This is a genomic window from Methylomonas koyamae, assembly GCF_001644025.1.
GTDB lineage: Bacteria > Pseudomonadota > Gammaproteobacteria > Methylococcales > Methylomonadaceae > Methylomonas > Methylomonas koyamae_A.
Genome location: NZ_LUUK01000027.1, coordinates 1 through 16,611, shown reverse-complemented (window position 1 = coordinate 16,611; position 16,611 = coordinate 1). Strand labels below are relative to the sequence as shown.

Genomic DNA, 16,611 nt, shown 5'->3' with positions numbered 1-16,611 from the left:
AACCCGACCTACGAAAAACCGCGCACATCGATTTTGCCGGTCACGGCGGCGGAAATTAGGGCGGTGCGGCGTTCTTTCAACAAGGTTATGGCGCGTTGGGCTTCGGCGGTGAGAGTGTCGAGTTTTGTGGTTTCGCTATTTAGGAAGGTAGCAATTAATATTTGTTCTTCTTTTGGAGGAACGACCATTCGTAATTGCTTGTATTCACCCAAGCTAACCCTTGTTCGAGTTGATTCAATCGAAATATTGTCTATCAACGCTCGACCATAATTCGAGTTTAAGAGAAAAATTAAAAAATCTTGATCAACCATAGCCTCATTCACTCGGATTCTGATCACGTCTTGAGTAATGATTCCATCCGGTTCGCCAGCGGGATAAAGAACTGCTAAGCCAGGTGGATCACCGACTTTAGCGATAAGAATGTCACCGGGGTAGACGTTGCAGAAATTGAGTTGCCTAGCTTTTTCCTTTGTGACGCACCATTCGCTGATTCGAGTATAGCCAGCTGCCTTAAGATCTCGAATGTAAATAACAGGCACACCTTCTTGAATTAATTCACTCGTCAATAAGTCGCTTCCGAATGGTCCATTAACGAATGAGTTTCGCTCCTGTCGCGCTAAGTCGTTAAGTTTGTAATGGCTAGCCCAATGCTCTTGCACTTCGCCCAACCATTCAATGCCGGAATCCTTCATCGGCGCGTTGGGGTTTAAGCCTTTGGTGACGGCGTGGGAAATCACCGCCTGCCGCTTTTCCTTCAACAGTTCGATCAGCCGTTGCTGCTCGGCTATCAGCGCGTCGATCTTTGCAGTTTCGCGGTCGAGGAAGGCGGCGATGGTTTGTTGCTCTTTGAGAGGCGGCCTGGGCAGAATAGAATTTGCATACCGTTCCGCACTCACGTTTTGAATGGTTGCTTGAATTTGACTACTGTTTATGAATTGCCAATAGAAACTCGTTTGGCAACAAGCATATAGAAATGACGCGAGCATTTTACTTACATCAATCCTTGCGCGTATAAGGTAACCAGCGAAACAACATACTCCCCAATCCTGGCGATAAATAAAACTCTTACCGACAGTCGCCCCACTACGCGCTAAAAGCACATCTCCTTCTATCAGCAAATAAGAGGTAGCAATATCAGGTGAGAGCGAGCGAAACGTCTCGTTACGGAGAGAGCCATTATCCGTAATGTCTGTAATTCGAACAAAACGTGGGTGTTCAGGATTATCGTCGTCTGCTGCTTCGTTTGCCCCATACATCAGCGATTGCGAAAGTACAGATTTTAGTCGTTTCACCTCCCAATGCTCTGGCACCTCGCCCAACCATTCGACGCCGCTGTCCTTATATTCCGGGTAACGCGGAAAACTCATGCCGGGCCATCCTTGATTGACTGTTGGTCGGCGTTTGACGCAGTGTCGGCCGGGTGCGGCGGATGTTTCAGCGAGAGTATCAAGGTCATGGGCTGGGTGGGCGAAGCGACGAAGCCGTGGTGTTGATAGAACGCCTTGGCCGGTTCCGACAGCGCATGAACCAGCAGGCCGCGGATGCCGACAATGCTGGCCGCGCGCAGCGTGCGCAACACCGCGTCTTGCAATAAAGCCACGCCCAGCCCCCGGCCCCGCCAAGCGAAATCGACGGCCAAGCGGCACAGAATCGCCATCGGCACCGGATCGGGCATATTGCGCTTGAGCGCCGGGGGTGCATAATTCAATGCCATCGCGCCGGAAGCCAGACAGTAATAGCCAACAACCCTTGACTCGTCCGTCACGACATAGGTGCGCGATGCCCCGCTGAATTGGTTGGATAGCGCCCGGCGCTTCAGCCAGTCGTCGAGGGCATCGACGCCGCAAGCAAAGTCATGCCGTCGATGCTCGACCGTCAGCAAGGTCGGCGACGACAGCACTTAGGCTTGCCAGGGTTTACGCGCCGCCATCAGGCGGTCATACCCTTCGCCGGTGGCGGGTTGATCGAGCACTTGCAGGAACTGTTGGTAGGTCTCCCAATCGACGCGAACCAGCGCTTGGTCCAGCAACGATTCTTCCGCCGCGCGACGTGCGGCATCGATCATAAAGTCGGAGCGGGTTTTTCCTTGCGCCTTGGCGGCTTGATCGATCAAGGCGCGGACATCGCCGCGAACCCGCAGGTTGACGGCATGAGTAGGGCTGTCCGGGTTGGATGCGCGATGGGCCATAAAAATACCTCGAGATAACGAACCGACATGATACGCCACCAAGATACACATCATGTATCTATTTTACTTGAAACGCCGATCGGGGCGAAGGCGTAATCCTCAATCCGCCGCGCGTTAAAACGCGCGATCGGTCGTCATGCCGATAGCCCTTCAATCATTGCCTTGATACGGTCCGTGCATTGTTTGAGGTCCGCATCAATCGCGGCCAAGTCGCGCGGCGGTTCGAACACATAGAAATGCCGGTTGAAGGGGATCTCGTAGCCGATCTTGGTTTTATCGTGGTCTATCCACGCATCCGGCGCATGCGGCAGCACTTCGCGCTGGAAGTAGCTTTCCACGTCTTCATTGAGCGGCACGTTTTCGGTGTCGCGCAGGCTGGAGTCCGGTTGCGGCTTGCCTTTTAGCTTGCCCTTGGCGCCGATAACGATGTCGCCGTTTTCATCGCGTAACGGCCGTTCGACGGTGATGGTGCGATAGCCGAAATCGCTGTTCTTGAAGATTCTGGAGATGGGTTTTTTGCCGTCACTGGCTTGGATAAATTGCCCGAACAAGCGAGTGATTTCGGCGATATGCTCGTCAGACAATTCCTTGCGCTTGGAGCCCAGGCTTTTGCGCATCTTTTGCCAGAAGCCGCTGGCATCGATCAGTTGCAGCTTGCCTTTGCGGTGTTCCGGTTTGCGGTTGGAGAGTATCCAGACATAGGTGCTTATGCCGGTGTTGTAGAACATATCGGTCGGCAAGCCGATGATGGCTTCGACCAAATCGTTTTCCAGCACGTAGCGGCGAATTTCGCTTTCGCCGGAACCGGCACCGCCGGTGAACAGGGGCGAGCCGTTGAGAACGATGCCGAAACGGCTGCCGCCGTCTTTCGCCTGGCGCATCTTGCTGATCAGATGTAGCAGGAATAACAACGAGCCGTCCGATACGCGCGGCAAACCGGGTCCAAAGCGGCCGTTGTAGCCTTGTTTCTCGTGTTCGTTGCGGATGTCTTTTTCGACCTTTTTCCATTCCACCCCAAACGGCGGATTGGACAGCATATAGTCGAATTTCTTCAGGAGATGGCCGTCGTCGGAAAAGGTATTGCCGAACACGATATTGGCGACATCCTGGCCCTTGATCAGCATATCGGCTTTGCAAATGGCATAGGATTCCGGATTGAGCTCCTGGCCGAACATGGTCAAACGTGCTTGCGGATTATGCTCTTCCAGATATTCGCCGGCGACCGACAACATGCCGCCGGTACCGGCCGTCGGGTCGTAAATGGTGCGCACCACGCCGGGTTTGGCCAGCATGTCGTCGTCCTCGATGAACAGCAGGCTAACCATCAGCTTGATGACTTCGCGCGGGGTGAAATGCTCGCCGGCGGTTTCGTTGGAAATCTCGGCAAATTTGCGGATCAGTTCCTCGAACACCAATCCCATTTGGCTGTTGGTGACTTGCTCCGGATGCAAATCCACATGGGCGAAGCGTTCCGTGACCAGATACAGCAGCCCGGATTTGGCGAGGCGGTCCACTTGGGTATAAAAGTCGAAGCGCTCGAAAATGTCCCTGACCTCCACCGAAAAGCCTTGGATATAGGAAATCAGGTTTTCCTTAAGATGGTCCTGATCGCCCATCAGCTTTTTCATGTCTAGCGGCGAGGTGTTGTAGAAACTCTGGCCGGCCTCGCGCAGCAGGAAAGGTTCCGGATTGATACCTGCTTGGCGCTTATCTGCGTATTCGGTCAATACCGCGTCTTTGGTGGCTTCCAACACGCAGTCGAGACGGCGTAACACACAGAAGGGCAGAATGACTTTGCCATAGTCGGATTGTCTGTAATCGCCGCGCAGCAGATCGGCAACCGACCAGAGCAAGGCGGAAAGGGATGAGTGGTTCATCGGGTCTTGTCCTTATTGATATTTCCGAAAGCGGTTTCCGACCGGGTCGCTGACCATAATCATTCAAAGGCCCAAGGCGGCGATTTTAACGCCGCCTCCCCGACTGACGCGGAGCACCATTATTTTCCGATACAGAAACTCGAAAAGATTTCGCCCAACAGGTCGTCGGACGTGAATTCGCCGGTAATGGCGGACAGGCTGGCTTGGGCTTGCCTAAGTTCCTCGGCGACCAACTCGTGGGCAGCGGCCTGGAGTTGCGCGGCGGCGTTGGCGACGGCTTGCTCGGCAAGTTGCAAGGCCCTTAGATGGCGGGTGCGGGCGGCGAAGGCGCCGTCGCCGCCTTCGACGAAGCCCATGCTGTGTTTTAAATGCGTCTTCAGCAAGTCCAACCCGGCGCCGGTCTTGATCGACAAGCGGATTTCGCAACCGGCGGCGGTCTCGACCAGGCTAGGCTCGCCGCCGAGCAAGTCTAGTTTGTTGTAAAGCCGGGTCACGCTGGCATTGGCCGGCAGCTCGCTAAGCGCCGGCTCGGCGTCGGGATCGGTGCTGTCGATCAACAATAACACTCGGTCGGCCTTGGCGATTTCGGCGCGGGCGCGGCGAATGCCTTCCTGCTCGACCGGATTGTCGCTGTCGCGCAGACCGGCGGTATCGATGACGTGCAGCGGCATGCCGTCGATCTGGATGCGCTCGCGCAGTACGTCGCGGGTGGTGCCGGCGATCTCGGTGACGATGGCGGCCTCATGGCCGGCCAGTGCGTTCAACAAGCTGGACTTGCCGGCATTGGGTTTGCCGGCCAGCACCACGGTCATGCCGTCGTGCAACAAGCGGCCTTGTCGGGCGCTACGCGCAATCGCGGCCAGTTTGTCCTGTAATCGGGCGATGCGTTGGGCAACCACGCCGTCGCCGAGGAAGTCGATTTCTTCGTCGACGAAGTCTATCGCGGCTTCGATGTACACGCGTAGCTCGATCAGTTCGTCAATCAATTCGTTGACTTGGCGGGAAAACTCGCCCTGCATCGATTGCTGGGCGGCCCTGGCGGCTTGCTCGGTGCCGCTGCTGATTAAATCGGCGATGGCTTCGGCCTGAGCCAGATCGATTTTGTTGTTCAGAAAGGCGCGCCGACTGAATTCGCCGGCCTCGGCCAAGCGGGCGCCCAGCGCCAGGACGCGGCGCAGTAGCATGTCCAAGACCACGCTGCCGCCGTGGCCGTGCAGCTCGACGACGTCTTCGCCGGTAAAGGATTTTGGCCCTGGAAAATACAGCAGCAGGCCGCTGTCGACGACTGTGCCGTCGGCGGCGATGAAATGCGCGTAACGGGCGTAACGGGGAGCGGGTAGGGATTTGCGGGTCAGACCGGTAGCGACCGAGCCGGCCGCCGGACCCGAGATGCGGATGACGCCGACGCCGCCGTTACCGGGCGGCGTGGCGATGGCGGCTATCGTGTCGCCGTCCCGCATCGGACTCAATGGGCGTGCGCGTCTTCTTCAAGCACGTGCTTGGTGATGTACCACTGTTGCAGGATCGACAAACTGTTGTTGCAAATCCAGTAAAGCACCAAGCCGGACGGGAAGAACAGGAAGAACACGGTGAACACGATAGGGAACATTTTCATCACCTGAGCCTGCAACGGATCGATCGGCGCCGGATTCAGACTTTGCTGAATCTTCATGGTGATGCCGTAGACGATGGGCAGCAGGTAAAACGGGTCTTGCGCGGACAGGTCTTGTATCCACAGCGCGAAGTCGGCCTGGCGCAATTCGACGGTCTCGATCAGCACCCAGTACAGCGAAATGAACACCGGAATCTGTACCATGATCGGCAAGCAACCACCGAGCGGATTGACTTTCTCCTTCTTATACATCGCCATCATTTCGGTGTTGAAGCGCTGTCTGTCGTCGGCGTAACGCTCTTGCAAATCCTTCAGGCGCGGCTGAATCTTACGCATTTTCGCCATCGATTGATAGCTGGCTTTCGACAGCTTGAAGAACAGCAGTTTGATGAACAGGGTCACGCCCATGATCGCCAAGCCCCAGTTGCCAATGTAGCCGTGGATTTCGTTCAGCAGCCAATAAATCGGCTTGGCGATGACGGTCAGCCAGCTGTAATCGACGGTCAGCTCCAGGCCGGGCGCCAAGGCTTCCATGACCGGTTGGATCTTGGGACCGACGAACAACTTGGTCTTGAACGAGCCTTCGCTATTGGGTTGAACGTTCACATCCGGCGAGTAGGAGCCGATCACGTAGCGCGCGTCGTTCAGCGCCTTGGTGTAGTAATGGTTTTCCTGATCCGCCGCCGGAATCCAGGCCGCCGCGAAGTAATGCTGAATGAATCCGCTCCAACCGCCGGTCGCCGACACGGCCAGGTTGTCTTCGGTCATTTCTTCGTACTTGACCTTCTTGAACTTCTCCTTGTCGGTATAAATCACGCCGCCCGAGTAGGTACGAATAAAATTGTTGTTGCTTTTATCGCTATGCTCTACGCGCAACAATTGCTCGTATTGGCGTCCGGACCACGCGGTCGCGGACTGATTGACGATTTTTTGTTCGACGTCGACCGCGTAACTGCCTCGGCTGAAGGTAAAGGTTTTAACGACGCGCAGGCCTTGCTCGTTGGTCCAGGTCAGCGGCACGATCAATTGGTCCTGACCGTCGGCCAAGGTATAGTCGGTGCGCTCGGCGCTGAATACCGCATGGTGATCGGGCGCGCTGGAAGAGTTCTGGTTGGCGACCAGACCGGTTTGGGCCAGGAACAGGTTTTCGGGATTGCTGTCGAACAGACGTATCGGGGCCAGATTTTTCTCGGGCGCGGGCAAGCCGATCAAAGCCCACGCTTTTTGGACGACGGTATTGGTTTTCTCATGCGGGTAATTCAGCAAATCCAGATTCCGTAGCGTACCGCCCTCGACGTCGATTTCCAACTCGTACACATCGGTTTTGACTTTGACGACCCGGTCCGCCGCGACGGCTTGAGCGGTCGGCTGGCCGGCCGGCGTTTGCGCCGCATCCGGAGATTGCTGAACGTTGCTCAGCCCGGCGTCGCCGGCAACAATGGGCTTGTCGGAAACGATCGCCCGCGGCTTGGGGCCATAATCGATCTGCCACGCCTCCCACAGCATGTAGGAGATCATCAACATCGCCATGACAAGTACAAATCTAATGTTATCCATTGTTATTACTCAAATTTTTCTGGGACAGGATCGATGCCACCCGGATGGAACGGGTGGCATTTCAATAATCGTCTAAGCGTGAGATATGAGCCTTTGGCGGCGCCGTGACGCTGGATCGCCTCCAAGCCATAACTTGAACAGGTGGGATAAAAACGGCATCTGGGCCCCAGTAACGGGCTTATGAAGTACTTGTAAACCTTGATCAGGGTTATGAGCAGGAATCGCATCGATTTACCAATTTAAGCCAATGCCTTTCCAAGGACTTCCTCAATACCGGCGAGGTTGCATTTGCTGCATCCCCCCGAGCCAAAACAACGATATCTATGCTGACGATATGTTGACGCTGCAATCTAAAGCTTTCCCTGACAGCCCTTTTGATGCGGTTCCGCGCGACTGCTGTTTTTATTGTTTTTTTTGCGATCGCCAAGCCCAAGCGCGCATGCGCCAGGCCGTTGAAAGTCGCCAATACCGTAAAGTATTTATCGGTCGACTTTACGGGATTGCTAAATACATTTTTATACTCGGCGGGCGTCCCTAACCGATACCGAGCGGGAAAACCGTGTTCTTGGGCCGACAATTAAACCGTCAGCGATGCGCGGCCTTTCGCTCTGCGCGCATTCAAGACTTTGCGGCCGCCGACGGTAGCCATTCTGGCGCGGAAACCGTGAGTTCTGACGCGTTTGATTTTGCTGGGTTGGTAAGTTCTTTTCATAGTTATTGCCTCGGGATAAAACGGATAAAAAAGGCTGCGAATCATACGTGATGAAACGAACCACTGTCAATTTGGCGTGTCGGATTCCCAAACCATCCAAAATCGGCTACGCTCTTTTTGGTCTGTCACCATCAGCGACTCAGGGAGTCCAAATCATGAAAAACTTATCGTTCGCCGCAATCGCGGCTTCCGCGTTTGTATTGACGGCTTGCGCCACCGCGACCGGCTGGACGCCGACCGTGGATACTTATAACGACCCCAACGCCGCGCGGCTCAACCAGGACATGCAGGAGTGCCAGCAACTGGCTTCGCAATCGTCCCCGGCGGTAAAGGATACCGCAACCGGAGTCGCCGTGGGCGGTTTACTCGGCGCGGCCGGCGGCGCGGCGATCGGCGCGGTCACCGGTAACCCCGGCGCCGGCGCGGCGATCGGCGCGGCGGCGGGCGGCATCGGCGGCGGCGCGATGCAAGGCGTTCAGTCCGACGACCGTTACAAAAACGCTTACCGCAGCTGCCTGAGACAGCGCGGCCATAACGTCCTCAACTAAACCACTCGCTACTTGGAGGCTTACTTACCCGTTGTCGCCGTGGCCATCGGCGTCGTTCTGGCGTTCGATTACACCAACGGCTTCCACGACGCCTCCAACATCCTTTCCGGTGTCATCGCTTCCAGAGCGATGACACCGCTTCAGGCCATGTTATTGGTCGCTATCTTCGAATTTCTCGGCCCGTTGCTGGGCGGCACCGCCGTCGCCGATACCGTCGGTTCTTTGCTGGATTTGTCCGTGCCGCCGCGCCCGGTCGGCCTGACCGCCGTTCTGTCCGGATTGGCCGCGGCGGTGGCGTGGAATTTTTTCACCTGGTGGCGCGGCCTACCGTCGTCTTCCTCGCATGCGCTGGTAGGCGGCTTGATCGGCGCGGCCCTGGCCTCCTCCGAGCCGATCCCGATGGACTGGGGAATCGCAGCCCTCCTCCACGGCCGCATCCAAGGCTTTGCCAAGGTATTGCTGGCACTGTTTCTGTCGCCGTTCCTGGGTTTCGCGGTTGGATTCGCGCTGCAGCGCGCTACGATGTTCCTGCTGCGCGCCGCGCATCCGTCCATCAACCGCCGCCTGTGCCAAGCCCAATGGCTGACCGCCGCCGGCTTGGCGTTCTGCCACGGCGCCAACGATGCGCAAAAAAGCATGGGCATACTGACTCTGTTGCTGCTGCTCAGCGGACAAATCGCGACCTTTCAGGTGCCGGTGTGGGTGATGGCCGCTTGCGCGACCGCGATGACGGCCGGCGCCCTAACCGGCGGCTGGCGCATCGTCCGCACCTTAGGATTTGCGATCTATAAAATTCGGCCGATACACGCCTTGAACTCGCAACTGACCGCCTGCTCGGTGATTGCGGCTTGCTCGATGCTAGGAGCGCCGGTTTCGACCACTCACGTCGTCGCGTCAGCCATTACCGGCATCGGCGCCTCGGACCGGCCTAGACAGGTACGCTGGGGCAAGGCCGGCGAAATCGTGCTGGCCTGGTTGATCACGATTCCCGGCTCGGCGCTACTGGCCGCGTTGATCGGCCGACTCGCCCAAATCTAACCCTCTTACCGACATGTCCGACTCGCAAAACCGTTTAGCCGCGCGGCTGTTTCAGCGCATTTTTCCGAAAACCGCCGACTTCTACCTGTTACTGCACCAGCAATGCCAACAAGTGTGCATCACCGTGGACAATTTGGTCCGCTACATGAACGAGGAAAACCCGCAAGCCGACGAAATGTTGAAAAAGGACGAGCACGATGCCGACCGAATCCGAATGCGTAATTTGCACGAATTGAACAGTTCGTTTGCCACCCCGATAGACCGCGAAGACATTTACCGGGCCATCGCCGCGCTCGACAACATCGTGACCTATTGCAAGAGCACCTATAACGAGATGGAGGCTCTGCAATTGAATCCGGACGATTATTCGAAGGCGATGGTCGCGGAATTGCAGATCGGCATCAAAGCCCTCGAGCAAGGCTTCGCGGTATTGGGCAAGCGCCCGCGCGACGCCGAAACGCACGCGTTCGCCGCGCGTCATTCCGAACGCCGGGTCGAAAAGATGTACCGCAAAGCCATTGCCGAATTGTTTCAGGGCCAGGACTATCTGGACATGTTCAAGCGCCGCGAACTATACCGCCACCTGTCCAACGCCGCCGACCGGGTCCACGCGACCGCCAACATCCTCGAAGACATCATCGTCAAGCTGGGCTAACGCCCGCCTCCGCCAGCGCCGAAGCCGGAAATTTCCTGGCCTCGACGCCCGCCCGGCGCCCTGTGGCCGCCACAATTCGCCAGGCAACCATGCTACAATTCCGGCGGTTAGAATCGTGTTCAATTAATGAGGTTCACTTCGTGGCAAACATTAGCAGCCGAAAATCCGCAATGACTCTTTTTAGCTCGCCGAATTGCATCATGAGCCATTGCGCCCGCCTCGTTGTTCACGAAAAAGGCGTTCCCGCCGACATCGAATATTTCGATCCGACCGACCCGCCCGAAGACCTGCTGGAACTCAATCCGAACGGTAATGCCCCCACCTTCGTGGAGCGCGATCTGGTGCTGTACGACGCCCGCATCATCATGGAATATCTGGACGAGCGTTTTCCACACCCGGCCTTGCATCAAATGGACCCCGTCTCCCGCGCCAACGCCCGAATGCTGATCAAACGCATCGATCAGGATTGGTATCAAATGCTCGAGGAAGCGCAACTGCAAGGCGACAAACGCGCCGCCAAAGCCAAGAAAGTTCTTAGGGAAAGTCTGCTGGCGGCCGCGCCGGTTTTCGATGCCACCACTTATTTCATGGGCGAGGACTATTCGCTGATCGATTGCGCGATGGCGCCTTTTTTATGGCGCCTGGGCAGCGTCGGCATCGACATCAGCTCGCTAGGCAAGGGTATCACCGCTTACGCCAACCGGCTATTCGCGCGCAAGGCCTTTCAGGACAGCCTCAGCCACGACGAAAAAGAACTCATGCAAAGCCAAACCAAATGACGCCACTAAAACCCTACCTGATCCGCTCCATTTACGAATGGATTTTGGATAATAGTCTGACACCCCATCTATTGGTCAACGCCGAACACCCCGGCGTCGTGTTACCCACCGACTTCGTCGAGGACGGCCGCATCGTCCTGAATATTCGCCCCGAAGCCATACAAGGCTTGACCCTGGGTAACGAGGAAGTCCAGTTCAACGCCCGCTTTTCCGGCAAGGCCATGCACATTGTGGTACCCACCAAGGCGGTGCTGGCGATTTACGCGAAGGAAAACGGTAAGGGTATGGTCTTCGACCCGGAAGATCAAGACGACGAAACGCCGCCCAGCGCCCCTGAACCGACACCGCCGCAGCGTCCGCAATTGCGGGTTGTGAAATAAGCCCGACCGGCATCCGGCCAAGCACGCTCGCCACCCCGCGTTCCGAGTTCCAGCAACGGCCGATAGCGCCGTTCTCCCCGGAATTCGGGCGATTCGGCTAAAGACACGCTTAACACGGTGCGATAGAATGCCGGCCTACTTTCGACGGGGAGCTGTGATGACGCACGACACGCCCAAAGTTTTTAGCGACGCCGAAATCGTCGAGCGCTTGAGACGCGAACTGCCGCATTGGTATTACGAAAACGGCTGGATACGCCGCAAGTACAAGACCTCCGGCTGGAAAGCGACATTGATGGTCGTCAACGCTGTCGGCCATTTAGCGGAAAAAGCCTGGCACCACCCGGACTTAACAGTTTCCTATGCGTTCGTGATCGTCAAACTGGTCACTCACGCCGCCAAGGGCGTCACCGACAAGGATTTCGCGCTGGCGAAGAAAATCGAGGACGTCGTGCATTGGGATGCCGCCGCCGAATCCGGCGGTATTTTCGAAGGCACGCCGGACGATCCGCGTTTCAAATACATTAAAAAAGACCGAGGACAGCACGATGACTGAAATCACCGAGGTACCCAGCCCGTTCTGCGGTATCGGTACCGACGACCTGACGATCCGGGTGGATGGCGTAAGCTTGCAAGTGGCCGCCAACGGTTGCGCGGTCAACACGCCGGGCTTCGAACAGCCGATCACCGACACCTCGCCGCGTGTTGGCGGCCAGGCTGTTGATCTAGATACAGCGGTTGCCAAGGCAGCGGCGCTGTTGCGCGACACCAAGCAACCGGTCATCGCCGGCTGCGCCACCGACGTGAACGGCATGCGCGGCTTGCTGGCCTTGGCCGACAAATCCGGCGCGGTAGTCGATAACGTCAATTTCCCGGCCGCCCGCCGTAACTTGTTGGCGCTGCAGGATTCCGGCTGGATGAATACCACGCTGGCCGAATTGAAAAACCGTTGTGACGTTCTGCTGATCGTCGGTACCGACCTCGAGGCGTTCGCGCCGCGCTTCTTCGAACGCTATTTGTGGAACGAACAATCCATGTTCCTCGACAACACCGCTAGCCGCGACGTGATTTACCTGGGTAAGGCACCGTCCGGCGACGCGTCGACCTCGCCCGCCGGCAAAACCGCGACCGTGCTGACTTGCGCCGACGCCGATCTTCCCGATGTCGTTGCCGTGCTGGCCGCGCTGATTAAAAAGCAACCCGTGCTCGCGCAAAACGTGGCCGGCATCGCTGTGACCGATCTGCAAGCAGTTGCCGACAAACTGAAAACCGCCCAATACGGCGTAATACTCTGGGGCGCCGCCGCGCTAGCCTACGACCACGCCGAATTGACTGTGCAAACCATCTGCAACATCGTCAAGGATATCAATCTGCAAGGCACCCGCTGCTCCGGCTTTCCGCTCGGCGGCCGCGAAGGCGACCAGACCGCCAACCAAGTCTGCGGCTGGACCACCGGTTATCCGGCGCGGGTCAATTTCGCCCGCGGCTACCCGGAATACGATCCGTTTCTATACGACAGCCAAGCCATGCTCGCCAACGGCGAAGCCGACGCCTTGATCTGGGTACACGCTTTCAATGTCAACGCCAAACCGCCAAGGACCACGTTACCGACCATCGTCATCGGCCGTTCCGGCATGACCTTCGAAAAAGAACCCGATGTGTTCATCCCCGTCGGCACACCCGGCATCGACCATGCCGGCCACGCTTACCGTCTGGACAACGTGGTGGCGATTCGTCTGAAAAAACTGAGAGACTCCGGCCTGCCCAGCACCGCCGAGGTGCTGCACGCCATTGAACAAGCCCTTTAGGATACCGACATGCTGATAAAACTCACAGGCGGCACCGTTTACGACCCGGCCAGCGGCATGGCCGGCCAGCAACAAGACCTCTTTATTCAAGACGGCCGCATCGTCGATGCGCCAACAGACGGCCGGCCGGTCGATCAAGAATACGACTTGCGCGGCAAGGTGGTGATGTCCGGCGCGATCGACATGCACACGCACATCGGCGGCGGCAAGGGCAACATTGCCCGCACCCTGTTGCCGGAAGACCACCGCTTGGACCCGGTGCACCGCACCCCGGTCACCCGCTCCGGTAACGGTCATGCGATGCCCAGCACCTATGTCGCCGGCTACCGTTACGCCGAAATGGGTTACACCGCCTGTTTCGAACCGGCCGTGCTGCCGATCAACGCCCGCCAGGCGCACATGGAAATGGGCGACACGCCGATCGTCGATAAAGGCGGCTACGTGATGCTGGGCAGCGACGACTTTCTGCTGCGGATGCTGACCGCGAAAAAAGACCAAAAAGCCGTCAACGATTACGTGGCCTGGACCTTGAATGCGGCCAAAGGCATAGGCATCAAAGTCGTCAACGCCGGCGGCATCAACGCCTTCAAATTCAACCAGCGCAAACTGGATTTGGACGAGAAAAACAGCCATTACGACGTCACGCCACGGCAAATCCTGCAAACCCTGGCCCGCGCAGTCAAGGAACTGGGCATCACGCATCCACTGCATGTCCACGGTTGCAACCTAGGTGTACCCGGTAACCTGGAAACCACTTTGAACACGATTCAAGGCATCGAAGGCTTGCCGATGCACTTGACCCACATTCAGTTCCACAGCTACGGCACCGAAGGCGATTTCAAATTCTCGTCCGGCGCCGCGCAGATTGCCGAAGCGATCAACCAAAACAAAAACATCAGCGCCGACGTCGGTCAGATTCTATTCGGCCAAACCGTCACCGCCTCCGGCGACAACATGCGCCAACACGCCAATCACCGCTTCGCCAGCCCCAACAAATGGGTGTGCATGGACATCGAATGCGATGCCGGCTGCGGCGTGGTGCCGTTTAAATACAAGGACCAAAATTTCGTCAACGCCTTGCAATGGGCGATTGGTTTGGAAATCTTCCTGCTGGTCGAAGACCCGTGGCGGATATTCCTGACCACCGACCACCCCAACGGCGCACCGTTCACCAGCTACCCGCATTTGATCCGCTTGCTGATGGACCGCAGTTTCCGCAACGACATGCTGGCGACCATCCATCCGGAAGCGCAGAAAATGACCACGTTGGCTTCGATCGAACGCGAATACAGCTTGAGCGAAATCGCCATCATGACCCGCGCTGGCGCGGCGCGCATTATCGGCTTGAAAGACCGCGGCGCATTGAGCCCCGGCAACTTCGCCGACATCACCGTCTACACCGAAAACGCCGACCGCCAAGCGATGTTCACCAAGCCGGATTATGTATTCAAAGACGGCGAATTGGTGGTCAAAGACGGCCAAGTGGTCAAAGTCACCTGGGGCACCACCCACATCGTCAAACCGGAATACGATCTGTCGATAGAAAACGAGTTGAAACCGTATTTCGATAAATACCTGACCATGAAACTGGGCAACTTTAAAATCAGCGACGACGAAATCAGCGAAGACGGACGCGGCAGTTTGACGGCGCATCCGTTGAGAGGTGCAGCATGATCATTAATGGCGTAACCATCGACAAAACCTTCGCCGAAGCCTTCCCGATGAAGGCGACGCGAGCCATCATCACCGCCCAGAACGAGAAATGGGCGATGATTTCCGCGCAAGCCATGACCGGCTTTGCCACCTCGGTGATTGCCTGCGGCTGCGAAGCCGGTATCGAACGGGTGTTAAGCCCGGACGAAACCCCGGACGGTCGCCCTGGTGTGGCGATCATGATTTATGCGATGGGCGGTAAGGGCTTGGCCAAGCAATTGGAAACCCGCGCCGGCCAGTGCGTACTGACTTCACCGACATCCGCTCTGTTCGCCGGGATTGAAGGCGGCAAGCCGATTCCGTTGGGCAAAAATCTGCGCTTTTTCGGTGACGGCTTCCAGATTGCCAAGAAAATCGCCGGCAAGCGTTACTGGCGTGTACCGGTGATGGACGGCGAATTCCTGACCGAAGCCACCACCGGCATGGTCGATGCGGTCGGCGGCGGCAATTTCCTAGTATTGGCTGAATCGCAACCGCAAGCCTTGGCGGCCTGCGAGGCTGCGATCGAGGAAATGAAGAAAATCCCCAACGTCATCATGCCCTTCCCCGGCGGCGTCGTGCGTTCCGGCTCCAAGGTCGGCTCCAAATACAAAGCCTTGAGTGCCTCGACCAACGATGCCTTCTGCCCGACCTTGAAGGGCGTGACCAAGACCGACCTGTCGCCGGAAATCGAGTCGGTGATGGAAATCGTCATCGACGGTTTGTCCAAAGAAGACATCGACAAGGCGATGCGGGTCGGCATTCAAGCGGTCTGCGAACTGGGCGCGGCCAACGGTATTAAGCGCATCAGCGCCGGCAACTACGGCGGCAAACTCGGCCCGTTCCACTTTCATCTGCAGGAGATCATGGCATGACCACGTTGACCTTCACTCTGATCGAGACGCCACTGCCGGTGCAACGCGTAGATATGTCGCCGCTGGTCTGCCAAAAATTGGCCGGTTTGAGCCTGGACCAGATCGCCGCGATCGAATTGCAGTCCGGCAAACGCAAACTGCGGGTCGATCAATTGTTTCACATTAACGGCAGCAATCCCGACGACATCAGCATCGTCGGCAGTACCGACAAGTTGGATTTCATCGGTAAGGAACTCTCTAGCGGCAGCATCAGCGTGCAAGGCGACGCGGGCGCTTATCTGGGCATGCAGATGAAGGGCGGCACGATTTCGGTGATCGGCGATGTCGGCATTTACGCGGCTTGCGAAATGAAAAACGGCCTGATCCAGATCGAAGGCAATGCCGGCGATTTCGTTGGCGGCGCATTGCCCGGCAACAAGCAAGGCATGAAGGGCGGCACGGTTTTGGTCAAGGGCAACGTCGGCCAGCGCTGCGGCGACCATTTGCGCCGCGGCCAAATTCTAGTCGAAGGCGATGCCGGCGACTATTGCGGCTCCCGCATGGTGGCCGGCACGATCGCGGTGATGGGCAAGGTCGGCCGTTACGCCGGCTATGCAATGCGACGAGGCACCTTGTTGCTGTGGAATCAACCGCAATTGCCGGCCACCTTCAATGATTGCGGCTCGCATACCCTGGCATTTCTACCCATGTTGTTCGCGTCGTTCAAAACCCTGAACTCCCGCTTTGCCGACAATGGCGTCGCTTTCAACCGGGTCAGACGCTTCGGCGGCGACATGGCGGAAACCGGACGCGGCGAAGTGTTGGTCAAGCTATAAAATCGCAGACTCCGAGCCGATTTCGTTCCTTTGCCGGTATGGTTAGACCGCTAACCACCGCCAACCACGACCGCGACA

19 protein-coding genes are annotated in these 16,611 nt (G+C 57.3%); 10 read left to right on the top strand and 9 right to left on the bottom strand.

What is annotated here, in order from left to right; translation table 11 throughout:
- Positions 1-8: 8 nt before the first annotated feature.
- The 9 genes from A1355_RS02730 to rpmH all read right to left on the bottom strand — a co-directional run bounded on the left by A1355_RS02730 (position 9) and on the right by rpmH (position 7,946).
- Positions 9-1,367: a restriction endonuclease subunit S gene (locus A1355_RS02730; RefSeq protein ID WP_064024753.1), complete on the bottom strand. Its 1,359-nt coding sequence runs from the start codon at positions 1,365-1,367 to the stop codon at positions 9-11.
- Complete coding sequence (locus A1355_RS02725) at positions 1,364-1,900, bottom strand: GNAT family N-acetyltransferase (protein WP_082885320.1); 537 nt, start codon at positions 1,898-1,900, stop codon at positions 1,364-1,366. Before A1355_RS02725 ends, A1355_RS02730 begins: the two co-directional genes overlap by 4 nt.
- Positions 1,901-2,188, bottom strand: coding sequence for a DUF1778 domain-containing protein (locus tag A1355_RS02720; protein WP_064024751.1), 288 nt, complete (start codon positions 2,186-2,188; stop codon positions 1,901-1,903). It lies immediately after the preceding gene.
- A 134-nt stretch (positions 2,189-2,322) separates the two neighbouring features.
- Positions 2,323-4,065, bottom strand: a complete 1,743-nt coding sequence (locus tag A1355_RS02715; RefSeq protein WP_064024749.1) for a type I restriction-modification system subunit M — start codon at positions 4,063-4,065, stop codon at positions 2,323-2,325.
- A gap of 119 nt (positions 4,066-4,184) precedes the next feature.
- The gene (mnmE, locus tag A1355_RS02710) at positions 4,185-5,525 is read right to left on the bottom strand and encodes a tRNA uridine-5-carboxymethylaminomethyl(34) synthesis GTPase MnmE (RefSeq protein WP_082885319.1); all 1,341 of its coding nucleotides are present in this window, start codon (positions 5,523-5,525) and stop codon (positions 4,185-4,187) included.
- Positions 5,526-5,530: 5 nt separating this feature from the next.
- The gene (gene yidC / locus A1355_RS02705; protein WP_064024745.1) at positions 5,531-7,234 is read right to left on the bottom strand and encodes a membrane protein insertase YidC; all 1,704 of its coding nucleotides are present in this window, start codon (positions 7,232-7,234) and stop codon (positions 5,531-5,533) included.
- Between the two features lie 5 nt (positions 7,235-7,239).
- Positions 7,240-7,461: a membrane protein insertion efficiency factor YidD gene (gene yidD / locus A1355_RS24295; RefSeq protein ID WP_082885318.1), complete on the bottom strand. Its 222-nt coding sequence runs from the start codon at positions 7,459-7,461 to the stop codon at positions 7,240-7,242.
- The gene (gene rnpA, locus A1355_RS24290; protein WP_082885317.1) at positions 7,443-7,811 is read right to left on the bottom strand and encodes a ribonuclease P protein component; all 369 of its coding nucleotides are present in this window, start codon (positions 7,809-7,811) and stop codon (positions 7,443-7,445) included. The genes yidD and rnpA overlap by 19 nt, the downstream gene beginning before the upstream one ends.
- Positions 7,812-7,946, bottom strand: coding sequence for a 50S ribosomal protein L34 (gene rpmH, locus A1355_RS02700; protein ID WP_064024743.1), 135 nt, complete (start codon positions 7,944-7,946; stop codon positions 7,812-7,814).
- Between the two features lie 155 nt (positions 7,947-8,101).
- On the opposite strand from rpmH, the gene A1355_RS02695 reads away from it, so the two are divergent.
- The 10 genes from A1355_RS02695 (at position 8,102) to A1355_RS02650 (ending at position 16,533) form a co-directional block, all read left to right on the top strand.
- Positions 8,102-8,494 (top strand): glycine zipper family protein, encoded by a 393-nt coding sequence (locus A1355_RS02695; protein WP_064024741.1) that lies wholly within the window; start codon positions 8,102-8,104, stop codon positions 8,492-8,494.
- Between the two features lie 39 nt (positions 8,495-8,533).
- A complete protein-coding gene (locus A1355_RS02690) occupies positions 8,534-9,532 on the top strand; it encodes an inorganic phosphate transporter (protein WP_231883529.1) in 999 nt (332 codons plus the stop codon).
- A 13-nt stretch (positions 9,533-9,545) separates the two neighbouring features.
- Positions 9,546-10,187, top strand: a complete 642-nt coding sequence (locus tag A1355_RS02685; RefSeq protein WP_064024739.1) for a DUF47 domain-containing protein — start codon at positions 9,546-9,548, stop codon at positions 10,185-10,187.
- A gap of 170 nt (positions 10,188-10,357) precedes the next feature.
- Complete coding sequence (locus A1355_RS02680) at positions 10,358-10,966, top strand: glutathione S-transferase N-terminal domain-containing protein (protein WP_197471694.1); 609 nt, start codon at positions 10,358-10,360, stop codon at positions 10,964-10,966.
- Positions 10,963-11,346, top strand: coding sequence for a ClpXP protease specificity-enhancing factor (locus A1355_RS02675; RefSeq protein ID WP_064024737.1), 384 nt, complete (start codon positions 10,963-10,965; stop codon positions 11,344-11,346). Before A1355_RS02680 ends, A1355_RS02675 begins: the two co-directional genes overlap by 4 nt.
- 157 nt (positions 11,347-11,503) lie before the next feature.
- Positions 11,504-11,899, top strand: coding sequence for a 4a-hydroxytetrahydrobiopterin dehydratase (locus A1355_RS02670; RefSeq protein WP_064024735.1), 396 nt, complete (start codon positions 11,504-11,506; stop codon positions 11,897-11,899).
- Positions 11,892-13,151, top strand: coding sequence for a formylmethanofuran dehydrogenase subunit B (locus A1355_RS02665; protein WP_064024733.1), 1,260 nt, complete (start codon positions 11,892-11,894; stop codon positions 13,149-13,151). Before A1355_RS02670 ends, A1355_RS02665 begins: the two co-directional genes overlap by 8 nt.
- 9 nt (positions 13,152-13,160) lie before the next feature.
- Positions 13,161-14,825, top strand: a complete 1,665-nt coding sequence (locus A1355_RS02660) for a formylmethanofuran dehydrogenase subunit A (protein WP_064024731.1) — start codon at positions 13,161-13,163, stop codon at positions 14,823-14,825.
- Positions 14,822-15,718, top strand: coding sequence for a formylmethanofuran--tetrahydromethanopterin N-formyltransferase (gene fhcD / locus A1355_RS02655; RefSeq protein WP_064024729.1), 897 nt, complete (start codon positions 14,822-14,824; stop codon positions 15,716-15,718). The genes A1355_RS02660 and fhcD overlap by 4 nt, the downstream gene beginning before the upstream one ends.
- Positions 15,715-16,533, top strand: coding sequence for a formylmethanofuran dehydrogenase subunit C (locus tag A1355_RS02650; RefSeq protein ID WP_064024726.1), 819 nt, complete (start codon positions 15,715-15,717; stop codon positions 16,531-16,533). Before fhcD ends, A1355_RS02650 begins: the two co-directional genes overlap by 4 nt.
- The last annotated feature ends 78 nt before the right edge of the window (positions 16,534-16,611 follow it).